Origin of the sequence: Paenibacillus sp. FSL R7-0313 (genome assembly GCF_037969885.1) — a bacterium.
GTDB lineage: Bacteria > Bacillota > Bacilli > Paenibacillales > Paenibacillaceae > Paenibacillus.
Genome location: NZ_CP150219.1, coordinates 4,565,025 through 4,577,200, shown reverse-complemented (window position 1 = coordinate 4,577,200; position 12,176 = coordinate 4,565,025). Strand labels below are relative to the sequence as shown.

The 12,176-nt window shown below is 47.1% G+C and carries 8 protein-coding genes; all 8 read left to right on the top strand.

Annotated elements, in window-relative coordinates; genetic code table 11:
• Positions 1 to 5 precede the first annotated feature (5 nt).
• The 8 genes from NSQ38_RS19940 to NSQ38_RS19905 all read left to right on the top strand — a co-directional run bounded on the left by NSQ38_RS19940 (position 6) and on the right by NSQ38_RS19905 (position 12,152).
• Positions 6 to 626 carry an S-layer homology domain-containing protein gene (locus NSQ38_RS19940; RefSeq protein ID WP_339783762.1) on the top strand — a complete coding sequence of 207 codons (621 nt, stop codon included), beginning with the start codon at positions 6 to 8 and terminating at the stop codon, positions 624 to 626.
• Position 627: 1 nt separating this feature from the next.
• A complete protein-coding gene (locus tag NSQ38_RS19935) occupies positions 628 to 1,671 on the top strand; it encodes a hypothetical protein (RefSeq protein WP_339783761.1) in 1,044 nt (347 codons plus the stop codon).
• 176 nt (positions 1,672 to 1,847) lie between these two features.
• Positions 1,848 to 5,180, top strand: coding sequence for a peptidoglycan DD-metalloendopeptidase family protein (locus NSQ38_RS19930; protein ID WP_339790611.1), 3,333 nt, complete (start codon positions 1,848 to 1,850; stop codon positions 5,178 to 5,180).
• 86 nt (positions 5,181 to 5,266) lie between these two features.
• Positions 5,267 to 5,686, top strand: a complete 420-nt coding sequence (locus tag NSQ38_RS19925) for a hypothetical protein (RefSeq protein ID WP_339783760.1) — start codon at positions 5,267 to 5,269, stop codon at positions 5,684 to 5,686.
• 3 nt (positions 5,687 to 5,689) lie between these two features.
• A complete protein-coding gene (locus NSQ38_RS19920) occupies positions 5,690 to 6,076 on the top strand; it encodes a hypothetical protein (protein WP_062834625.1) in 387 nt (128 codons plus the stop codon).
• 15 nt (positions 6,077 to 6,091) lie between these two features.
• Positions 6,092 to 8,752 carry a PKD domain-containing protein gene (locus NSQ38_RS19915; RefSeq protein WP_339783759.1) on the top strand — a complete coding sequence of 887 codons (2,661 nt, stop codon included), beginning with the start codon at positions 6,092 to 6,094 and terminating at the stop codon, positions 8,750 to 8,752.
• A gap of 45 nt (positions 8,753 to 8,797) precedes the next feature.
• A complete protein-coding gene (locus tag NSQ38_RS19910; RefSeq protein WP_339783758.1) occupies positions 8,798 to 10,273 on the top strand; it encodes a hypothetical protein in 1,476 nt (491 codons plus the stop codon).
• A 58-nt stretch (positions 10,274 to 10,331) separates the two neighbouring features.
• Positions 10,332 to 12,152, top strand: coding sequence for a hypothetical protein (locus tag NSQ38_RS19905; RefSeq protein WP_339783757.1), 1,821 nt, complete (start codon positions 10,332 to 10,334; stop codon positions 12,150 to 12,152).
• Positions 12,153 to 12,176 lie beyond the last annotated feature (24 nt).

The window sequence follows — 12,176 nt, the reverse complement described above, 5'->3', positions numbered from 1 at the left end:
CACTCATGACACAACAAAACAGCCTCTTATCGGAGGATTCGGTTTATAAGAAGAAGCTATTTTACGACAACGGAGTTCAGTTTACACAGGTCAAGGCGAAACTGATTACGGAATATAAGCCTCCAACTCCAGTACTTAAGACATATGTCAATAAGACCCTAGCATCTTCTGCGGGGCTCGTGCAAAACGGTACTTCCCACTATGACGCTACACTTACCATGCTGTTCTATTCCAAGAAGGAATACGCTGATTGGCTTCAGTATATTGGATCACAGCATAAGTATTACGACGAAAAGGGAACAGTTTACATCGGCATCGTAACAGGTGAACCCAACATCAGGACTGCAGAGATGGAAACCAAGTACATCGTAACCATTGGTATGTCCCTTGTCCGCAAACAGGAGTTCGAGTACAAATACCTGACCGAGTTCATCGACATTGAGAACCATTGGGCAAACAAGTACATCGACAATATGCAACAACTTGGACTTATTGCAACGAATTGGGAAGCAGACGGGGAGTCCGTTGTTAACTTCCGTCCGGACGAAGCGGCGACACGGGCAGAGTCAGTAACGTTGCTTATGAGGACTTATAGATACGTGGATAAATTATTAAGGGGGTATTAAGATGAAACGATGGATTGACGTTGACCCTCTGGATTGGTTCTACCGCGACACCCTTGAGATTACCCGACTGAAGACAGACGGTACAGGTGACGTGGACGTACTAAGCGGCATGACTTATAACGTATTCAAGACAGGTTACGAACGCATGGTTAAGCGTTTTGTAACAGTCAACGGACAGCAGGAGTTCCTTGTTCCTGACTATAAATACCATGCCGACAACCCTATGTTCGTCATGATTAATGGGGTGGAGGTTCTTCCCGAAAAGATTGAGGATGGGAAAGTTACCATGTCCAACCCTTTGTCGGCGGGCATAGAGGTAGTATGTGTCGCTTATGGTATTCCTGACCGGAAGGATATTGGTTGCCTTAATACCCCATACAACGGAACATCTGACTACCGGATGCCGCACGGAACGCTAAAATATGCGACCACTTACAAATTTAGTCTGAGCAACCCACCGGAGTCTTGTACGGTGCTTGGTGTAAAGCTGAAGAGGATGATTGTTACTGTAGGGGCTGGAAGCGATGCGGGAGTTGTAATCAGGAATGCTATCGGATTCCAACGGGATGTATTCGTAATACATAAAGGTGAAGTGTACCTTCCTTATATGTATAACGGATTCCCTGCAACCATCGGGTATAACGCAAAGATTAATGGGGTTAATAGACGCACAAGCGAGACGGTAATCGTCGAATCAGGACGGGTGACATATAACGACAGGTTCTTCGGAGACGTTCGCATTCGTCGTGGAGACTTCTTCGCACTCATGAGCCGAATTTATGAGAACCTTCATAACCGATACACTGACCGTGCGTTCGCATATAACGCCACGCCAATGCGAGATATTGCAGATAAAGCTGATATTCAAGCCAATTGGTACAGGAACGATGTGCTGACTCTACTGGATGAAAAATACCATGACGGTTGCTACGTGTTCCCTCTTTACACCGATGACAAATTTGAACCTGAAGCATGTATTACTAGAGCGGAAGCTGTAACCTACCTAAACCGATTCATTGAGTGGATTACAGAGAAATATAGATAAGGCAGGTGGGATAAGTGACTTATGTTTCTAACGTGAACTACCCTTCAAGGCAGTTGTTACAAGGAATCATGGAGCGTGTGAATGCACTTGGAAATGAGCCGAAGGTGGTCGTGGAGTTAGACAAAACATCATACGTGCGGGGATTCCGTAGAAAGTACGATGCAGCACAGTACGTAATGGATAGTGCTGTAAGTGACCTTTTGTCCATCGACAAGGCTGAGAAACTTACGGACTACGTTGACGGTACGTTGGTGGAGACTAGCACGGAACTTCGTAACTCCGACTTCTCCATGCCAATCAAGAGCAGTTCGACCATGCACGGACATGAGAACGGGGAGCGTACCATCAACGGCATGTATATCACGGACTTCTTTGAGACCGACCCAAGAAGCACACGGTATGTTGGTCGTGGAGGTAAGCATAAAGGGATTGACCTCGACCTTGCAATGAACGACCCTGTTTACGCTGTGTGGTCAGGTACGGTCACAGTCGCCAGCACCTTAAGAGGATACGGTAGAGTTGTTTATGTTAGCCACGGCAACGGATGGGAGACTCGCTATGCCCACTTAAACAAGATAAGTGTCAGTGTGGGGGATAAGGTTAAGGCAGGAGGTCTCGTTGGTCTAGGGGGCAACTCCGGTACTTCTCGGTCTAATGGGGGAGACGGTTCACACTTACACTTTGAAGTAAGGCTTAACGGTAAGGCACTGAACCCTGAGCAGTTCCTTCGCGGTAAGAAGACCATCCAGACCGCATCCAAAGCTGACCCACGAAACATACAGGATTCTGTTTTTATGGATGCTTCGGTTATGGCTGATTCATCGACTTCCCATGTGGAATACAACATGGAAGCCACGGCATATGTCGCTGATTGCCCCGGCTGTATAGGAATCACAAGAGGCGGCACTGACGTTCGCACATGGAAGAACTGGAAGATTATTGCCGTTGACCCTTCCATCATCCCCTTAAAGAGTAAGGTTGAACTTGTTGTCGATGGAGTAAGTTGGGGAGAATATCTTGCCGATGATACTGGCGGAGACATTAAAGGAAACCGGATTGACATACTTTTTGACACGAAGCCTAATGCCCTTAAGTTTGGTAGGAAGCCTGTCGTGGTGAAAGTGAAGTCTTGGGGAGACGGAAAGACCCGTTCAGCGGACACTACCGGAGATACAAGCATCGACAAAGAAATCGTGACGTACCAGTACAACAAGACAACTTCCAAGCAGACCTACTTCAAGGATTTTACAACCAAGAAGACAACGCTGGACGTTAAGAAGTACACCAAGACTGACGGCGCGGTACAGATGACGGTCATTGACGACGATACTCAGATGAACGTACTCGGATTCAAAGGTACGGGCGGGGCTGGTCAGGCTAAGACGATAGTGTTCGAGCATGACTGGTTTAAGGCAGGAAACCTTGGATGGTCATACTTCTCAGACCTTGAAATAGACGATGTAATTATCGTCAAGGTAAATGATTACGAGGTCGTGCGAATCAAAGGTATTAATGCCAAGAACGGTGTAGCTTATCCACCATCAATCCCAATGCCAAAAGGACATAACGTGGTCGAGATTACGTTTGCCAACTCTTCCAAAGCATCGAGAGGCAAGTTCGGTATTCTTTGGTTGCGGGCTAAAGAGTTTGATGTGGAGACGGTAGAGACAAAAACCTTATGGGACTTTGAGGACAACATGAGTAGCGCCAACAAGTGGACTCCGTACAGCACCGTTGTACAAAAAGACAAAGGTGACTATCAGGCAATCTCAACCAGTGGCGGCGAAGCAGGTATTGAGCAGCTAGGTAAAATCAAGAAGTTCCCTTTTACGATTAACTTCAGCCTGAAGACTGCGGCGGGCACAAGTGGAAAGCTGGTTATCAGCGATGGTACAAAAGGATTCCTTCTGAACATAAAGCATGACCAAATTTACACTAGTGGTGGTGGGACATACCAACTCAATACGGCTGCCGATTTCATTGAGTATACCGTAGTTTGCCATGACCAAACGGACATTGACGTATACGTGAAGCTTAACGATGTTTGGGTCAACACCGGAATCCGTGGGGCGGCGTTCGACTACCCATACCAGAGCAGAATCCTGTTCGCTGTGACGGATGGGACAATTTACCTCGATAGCATCAACTATGCTTCTAACGACTACGCCGTTGAGCAGTTGGCTACAGCTATCGGTGACACCTACAAGGAGAAGTGGTATGAAGTAGGGGAGTTCGTCTTTGAAGAGACGTACACCATCGATGTAGACGTAATGAATTGGGAAATCAATACCCATCTCGATACGACTATTAGCACAGCAAGGATTACGCTGAACAACGCTTCAGGTATCTACTCTCCATTGTGGGAGCGCAAACCGGAGTTTCCTGACGCATTCCGAACGGACAAGTCTCCCCTGAGTTACTACGAAGAAGGAGAACTGCGTCACGTCATTAGTGAGTACACCCCAATCAGGATTTACGCTGGATACGGCGAAGAAGTTGTTCGGGTATTCACGGGGATGATTAAAGGCGAGATTACAGAGAACTCTGCGGAGAAGACTATCTCCTTTAGCTGTGTGGACAGGTTCGACATGCTTGAGGAATTTGTGTTCTACAAGCCGATGCAGTACCCGCCAGAAGAAGCTTATGCGGGAGACGGTGGGGCGTTTGCTTGGATTAAATCAAGCATCGTGGAGGATATCGTTGTCGCTTCTGGATTCACCGCATGGAAAGTTCATGCAGAGGATATGGCTAACCCTGACTACGTAATTGAGGATACAGTGTACACTGACGTAAACAAGGGAAAGAACACATTCATGAAGTTCAACAAGGATAACGGAGAACTAGAAGCCGTTAGTCAAGAGAACATCATGGAAGTGGGTGGCTGGCAGAACCCGTTCGTGGCAAGTGTAACCTTCCCATTAGGTACAAACGCTTCCGATGCCTTGCAGTCTCTCATTCAGGACTTACCATACCGAATCTACTGCGATAGGTACGGGACGTTCAGAATGGAACGCATGGATTTCTTGGATGCACCTGATTGGGCCATGGTCTCTGGAATGAAGTGGGAGTTCATCGACGGCGAGAATCTAATGGAAGTCACTTCTTCTACGGATTACTCCCGTGTTAGAAACCACTTGATGATTTCCGGTACAGCAGGGATTGTCGAGCACTTTTTCGATAAGTCGCTGATAATTGCAACCAAGGGTAACATGCGTACCGCAGGTGCTCAACTGGATTGGATTGAGGAAGTCGATGGCTCTTCAATGCGTGGGCTGAAGGAGGACGTAGCCAACAAGATTTTCTTTGACTATAAACGTCAGGCGAGAACGAAGAATGTGGTGGTCAAAGGGAATCCGTTAATCGAACTGCTGGATTCAGTTTATGTCTACGACGCAAAGACATTCACGTCCAGTTACTATTTAGTAAAGGGAAATAGAATGGTGGGCAGTAACGAAGGTATTTTCAATTACCTTGAGTTGACCTGGCAGACACTATCAGAAGTAGGGTAAGCACATATGGGCAGGGAGCACTTACGTCTATGACGCTAATTGTTTCCTGCTTTTTCTTATAATGCCATAGAAGTGAGGTGGATTCTGTGGAGAATAGAAACTTTCTAAACTCGAATGAGATTTATCCCATACTTGACTTAATTCGTAGGGAGATGCAGAAGTCTGGTCTGTATACGGGCGGCGATGACCTCACAGTCATAAACAGTGCTCCTTTAGAACCAAATGTAATTAACGTGGAAGCCCGTAGAGAGATGGCAGGATACTCCGCTCTCGTAACCTCAGTGGTTTACACCTATGACAATGGGACTATTGAAGTGCTGACGCTTGAGAGGGACGAGAATCTAATCGTTAACGGCTTCCTTATAGAGATAGCATATCCTTCCAGAATCAACGAGCAAATGGAAGAGGAAACGGATATCGCATCTTTTAGCACCATTAGAGGGACTATTATTAGGGAGAACGGGTTGTTCAGTAATCTGGAACTCGAATATATAAAGGGGGTGTAGTGAATGTCTAGCGGCGCTAATTTTGCAAGTTACTTGGTAGGCGGTAGACTCGACCCTCCTTTTATGCCAACAAAAACAGAGCCGTACATTGAAGGGATTATGGTAGAGTCCCAAATGGCGGGCAAGGTCGAACATAAGCTAACCATTGAAGAAGATTGCGAACTGCTCTCTATTGCAGTAGGCGTATCCAACTATGAAGCAAGGGACTACTGGAACTTGTATGTAGGGGAACGGCTAGTCTGTAAGAACATTTACACGAAGGACTTACCGGAGGGCATGTACCTGACAGCAATCATCCCGTGTAAGCAAGGGACGCAGATTCATTTTGAGTTCTTTAATGAGGGCGGCAAGCCCAAGGTCGTATGGGCAAACTACCAAACTCTCAAGTAGGAAGAAGGTGATTAAATGGCAGATACTTCATATCAACCAACGCCGTGGCTCGACACGACTATCAATGAAGAGTTCCTGCTGGAAGGGCTTGCTGGAATTATGACAGCCAATGGGTGGACAAAGGTTACTGAGTTTACCAAGGTCGTCTACTCTAACAAGCTAACAAAGCCTACAATCAAGCGGTTCTATCTTCCGCTGGCTAACCCTAAAATTGATTTGCCGAAGGTACTCAACGACGATTACTACATTTTCATTGATGGGGAGATTGCTCCAACATCCTATTATACGGCGGTCAAGAATCCAGACGAGACAACCACGCTCACGTTTGAAGCAGGTGTGTCCGGTCAGGTAGCTATTTACTACAGCACAGTCGGGTCCACGGATGCCTTCGACTTCTACGTGACCAAGCATATCATCGTCAAGAACATATCGGGAAACTTATTCGGTATGGCGATGATGGCAAAAGTCAATGAGCAGATTGGACGGACAGGGTGCAAAGTACCATTTGCAATCTACGATAAAAATGCAGATTACGGTACGCAGTTGACACCGCAGGACAGCGGCGTATTCTCATGGGCCATCCAGAAGGCAAACGAAGATGCACTCTTTGAGCGACACACGCTTTACTTTTACCAGCTTGAAAAGTGGATTGGAAATGGGAAGATGTTGGTGGGTTGGGAGAAAACCGATGAACTGAAACGGGTTTCTCTGGACGTAGAGGTGCAGACAAGCATGTGGGGGCTGGACGATAACACGAATGCTCTTCAGTCGAGAATAACGGACGCGTTCCCTCAGATGTATCAATCTCCAATCGTTACAGCAAGGACTCGTATTCCTCAGCTTGAACATACAGAGAAGATTGCTTTCGTGGACGTGAAGTATACGAACTGGTGGGATGATAGCAAAGTGTTCGTCAAAGGATTCATTGACGGAAAAAGTATTATGTTAATCATCTTAGCTGACACTGCTCCGATTTGGGACAGCAATGCCGTACCTGCGATTCCTCTTTACATGGGAGACTTCGACGTAAATGGCCTGACTGAGGAAGTTATTAATCGGGATATCACGTTTGACTTCTACCGGAAGACGACTAAGACCTCGACGATCATCTCAGGAAAGCCAATGGTCAATGCAGGTTCTTATGTAAAGGTATGGCTCATGGGTGACACGGACGGCGACATGCCTGACGAAGCAGTCAAACTAACCATTGCAGGACAGGAGATTGGTCGGTTCAACACTGTGGGGGCGAAAGAACCGTCAAACAATCAGAATGATGCTCAGTTGATGGGTCAGTTTGATATCACAGGTATCGAGGGTATGTCCTCCGTAACCATTGAAGCAGAAAGTGGGGATGGGGTAAGTGGTTACACTCCGGTATCAGGTCGAATGTTCCTTGAGGTGCATATCGAGACCAATAGGAACGCTGAGGGAGCACCGTCTGCTCTGTTCTCAGGAACAGCGTACAACAAAGAGGGGGCAGACGTAGAAGCCGCACTCAAACAGTCAGCTAAGTTCGATTACGATGATGCGTCAGTTAAGCAAGAGATTCTACTGCCTGTTATGAAGGAATACCCCCACTACCCAAGTAACGGCGTTGACTCAATCATGGTCAAACGTAACAAGTTCGGAGCAAGGTATCAGGCGCATTACCTGTCATGGAATGTACCGTCAAACACTATGCCGCCACCCAGGGAAGATTCTGACGGACACAAGCACCCAAGAGCATGGAAGGATTACATGAATGAACAATACAAGTACCAGTTTAGTCCTTCAAGGTATAGTGGCAAAGCCCATTCATCCCGTGCGCTCCTGGTTCACCCTGAAGATGGCACGTTCGGAACACTGCGAAACGTTATTTTAACGTCTCCCTTAACTATAATGAATGGTGACGAGTTAAAGGCTGTGAGGGATTACTGCGATGACGAGAATAGGTATGAAGTTTATTCCTACTACTTGGTCGAAGGCATCTCGCCACTGACAAAGAGACCTGCAACGCCGTTCAGACCTGCCGCACTAGGCATCCTGAAGGCGGGCTACACTCTCCCTGAGATTCCTCCTGCACCACCTGAGCCACCAGCCTTGATTCTAACCATCGACCCTGCTTACTCAAGTATAGAAGAGGAAACACCAATCAGGTTTACTTCTATCTACAGTAAACACTCTCCCATTACAAACTTCAAGTGGGAAGTAGCAAGCGATGTGAACAAGGGGAGCTATACGGTCGATAATGCAACATTTACGTTCAACAATGTCGGCACGTATTCAGTCAAGCTTACGGTGTGGAATGAATTAGGTCAGAAGGCAACGGGTACGGCGACCGTATCGGTAACTGCCAAGTACGTTCCACCACCACCTGCTCCACCACCACCCGCAAACACATTGCAGTGCGGTAAGCTGAATGACTCTGGCGGCGGTGCTTACACTGAAAAACTCCATGAGATGGGTAACACGTCTGGACGAGTGGTAATCACCTACAACATGTACGGAGTAGCTGACCGAATGGATGTTTACTATCAGAATCAGTTGCTTGCAAGCACGAACACTGAGGTATCCAATGGCGGTTCGCTTCAGTTCCAGTACAGTCCTGTGGGCGGTGTGACGCAGATTAAAGTAGTGATGAGTTCTAGTTCAGGTTCAGGTTCATCGTGGGAATACTTGGTAAACTGCCCTGTGTAATAACAGGGCTTCATACAAGCAAATAAGTGAAGGGGTGTTATTTAAATGCCATTTATCGACACAACGCCTGCATCTTTTATCCCAAAGGTAACGGAGCAGGATATACAACCGCGTTTGGGCGACCTGCTTGCTACTCAAGGGTGGGAGACAGTCGCAAACTTTAAGAAAGTGACATTTGATTCAGGCATAATGCGAAGCACTTATACCGGACTTGATACTACTGACATTCCGATTTACGTAGCAGAGCATTTCATCTACAAGAACACGGAGGGTAAGATGTTCGGGGTGGCTGTCCTTGGTACTTGGAATCAGAATCTAGGTGTGCTGAGAAAGTTAAACAAGTCCCCTGACACTAAAGCACCTGCTCCTGCGACACTCCAAGTATTCTCTGAATGGGCGACAAACGAGTTCCGTAAGTACCGTTCTCCACAAACCTTGTACTTTTACATGGTCGAGAACCTTGCTGGACTGACTACAAACAACCCTGACATTACATTGCCTTGGCTAAATACCTCAGAACTCAAGAGGGCAGTGTTGGATATCGAAGTTGAAGTTTCAGGTTGGGTGGGCACAGGTGCATCAGCTACTTTTACAGTAACTAAAGCCGAAGGTAATCGGATGCAGTCTCCTATTATGCAAGCTGGTCTTCGGACAAACCTGCTGGAAAATTACTACGATGACACTATCAACTACGCCATTCAGAATACGAACTGGTGGGCTGACTCTGAAATCTCCATTAAAGGTCACTTGAACGGAGAAAGCCTGTTCTTCATCATCCAGTGTGATAATGTACCCGCACCGGAAGGGAATCTTGTTCCAGTCATTCCTCTTTACTTCGGTAAGCTAGATGCTATTGAAGAAGGTGACGATGCTTATGCAATGTTCACGGGTAGTGTGCCTATCGTATCTAGTACAGGTACGGCGGGGCTGACAGCAATCTCCGAATACGACTTTGATGACACTGCGAAGAAGCAACCAAACATCATGCCGCTCATGAAGTCTTATCCTAAGTTCCCTGCGAACGGTTTGGATAACATCATGGTAAGCCGTGGTAAACTAGGTGCTCGTTATCAGGCTTACTACCTGTCGTGGAACGCCCCTGCAAATGCTATCCCTCCAATGCGTACTTCAGTGGATGGTAAGAAAGATTACCCAAGGGCTTGGAACAACGCTGAGAATCCTCTTTACAAGTATTCCTTTAACCCATCCCGATACAGCGGTAAGGTTCACACCTCCAAGCTGTACGTAGTACATCCAGAAGAAGGGGTGAGGGGAGCACTGAAGGATACTATCGCATTGTCGGCGCTGTCCTTTAACGCTAACAAGTTGCGTGTAAAGAAGGAGCATTGCCCTGACGAGTTCGATGTATTCCGTTACTTCTTGGTCGAAGGCGTATCGCCACTGACCAGCAAGCCAGGAACTCAGTACCGCCCAGCGGGTATCGGATTGTACTTCAACACAGTCAATGACGAAGGAGTAGAAGTTACTTCTACGCCCCCAACACCGCCTGTAACCCCATAAAAATCAAGCCCTGCTGTGTAAAATCGGCGGGGCAATTCTAAACTAGAGGTGATCTATTGTGAGTTGGTTTGATGGAGATTCCACGATTCAGCTATTCCCCAAAGACCTTGAAGCGCTATTTAACTCCAAGGGATGGGATACATTCATTAAGTACCGCTCTGTATCGCAAGACGGTCTCAAGTTCGCAGAAGTCCGCTTGTTCAGGTCTCTTGGCTCGGATAATCAAATGCGTAACTTCGGCATGGTTTACGGCTACGGTAAGAAGAGTACCCCTGCATTGGGTGAGCAAGAGTTTATTTCTCAGAACTCCGTTCTTGGTGCGTTGATTAGAGATGAGACCTTGAATACCAAGTTCCAGTACCAAGTATTCCCTGTAATCGCAGACTCGGCAATTATCTATAAGAACGGTAACGTCGTGCCTTCCACGGATTACGCACTGGATGCAATGAAGGGCGTAGTTACGTTCACTTCTGCTCCTGAACCTACAGACGCAATCACATCCAACTATTCCCCATCCCCAATTGCACCACAACCAGTGAAGCGTATGTACTTCTTCACATTTGATGACGTGCGGGGCGAACGTATTGTACAAGGCGTAAGTGGTACTGTAGTAATCGGAGACCCTGAATCCATTTTACCTGATGGTGACGGAACTAAGAAATTGTTCCCAATCCCTACTGTAGCAACGATTAAACCTGACACTGTTCGGGTTTATGTAAATCAGGTCGAACAAGCCGCAACTAATTACACAGTTGACTACACTAATAATACTGTAACGTTCATTGGAAAAGCACCGGACGCAGGGGCAGAACTTCACGCATCTTACGTGAAAATTCTGAACGCCACAGGAACACAAACCCTGAACTACGGTGATATTATGGTTAAGAACTTTGACCCTGATAAACCTACCGACCTGATGAACGCTGTGTACTCGTCCATTTACTACATCTATCCGTCCTTGCCAACGGCTCTGTCCTTCACTCCGTTGCAGAACTTTGATAGAGGATGGCAACGCGACAGCACGATGTACTTTTGGGGGAATGTGACCAAAGACCGCATTGTAATGTTCTTCCGTCCAGACCCAACTCCGGGCGCAGAGAACACGTACTTCGCTCCATTGTACATCGGGCGGCTGACGACCCTCGGTAAAGCCCCTCGTAAGAACAACGTCATTATCTCCGGTTGCCGTGAAGCCGATGAAGTTGTTTGGAAAAAGGACATGAAGTTGGGTGCAGTTTACGTGGACTACGGAAACAACACTTCCAACGGAAACCGTGGAGTACAGTTACAGCAGTCTATTGGTGGTACGTACTACCAACAGCATTACCTCGCATTCATTACGCACGATAAGAGCATTGATGCGGGCGAAACCCGATTTAACCCATCGGTATATAGTGGCAAGTACCACATTTCTCCGATGTACATTGTTCACCCGAATGATGGCTTTGTAGGCAAGCTGGATGAGTGTTATGCCGTCCACCCTAAGAACATTTCTCAGTTGGATGAACTCGAAGTAGTTGAGACTTCTGACCATGAGGAATTGGGCAAGGGCAACGGAGTAAACAAAGTCTTCCACATGGCTCACTCGCCATCCCTGAAGGATGACGGTACGCCGTTCAAGCTTGAGGTTCAGGTGGATTGTGTAGACCAAACGCTCGGCACGGACTACACGGTTGATATCGAGACGAAGACAATCAGTTTCCTTGAGGGTAAAGAACCTGCGGCTGAAGCGGAAGTTCTTGCCACTTACGAGTACAAGCAACTGTACCGCTACACTTTGGCAGACACACCTGTTAGCCCGTTCACTCTAGCTAACATGTCACCGTTTGCTCCAATTGGCCTAGGCATCCTAAAAGAAACGCTTAAAAAGAACTCGTAATCTATAGTATGGGAGGTTGGCGGT

Bases quoted from the DNA above. Each gene is read 5' to 3' on its own strand.
- NSQ38_RS19940 (WP_339783762.1), top strand. From the start codon at position 6: ATGACACAACAAAACAGCCTCTTATCGGAGGATTCGGTTTATAAGAAG.
- NSQ38_RS19935 (WP_339783761.1), top strand. From the start codon at position 628: ATGAAACGATGGATTGACGTTGACCCTCTGGATTGGTTCTACCGCGAC.
- NSQ38_RS19930 (WP_339790611.1), top strand. From the start codon at position 1,848: ATGGATAGTGCTGTAAGTGACCTTTTGTCCATCGACAAGGCTGAGAAA.
- NSQ38_RS19920 (WP_062834625.1), top strand. From the start codon at position 5,690: ATGTCTAGCGGCGCTAATTTTGCAAGTTACTTGGTAGGCGGTAGACTC.
- NSQ38_RS19915 (WP_339783759.1), top strand. From the start codon at position 6,092: ATGGCAGATACTTCATATCAACCAACGCCGTGGCTCGACACGACTATC.
- NSQ38_RS19910 (WP_339783758.1), top strand. From the start codon at position 8,798: ATGCCATTTATCGACACAACGCCTGCATCTTTTATCCCAAAGGTAACG.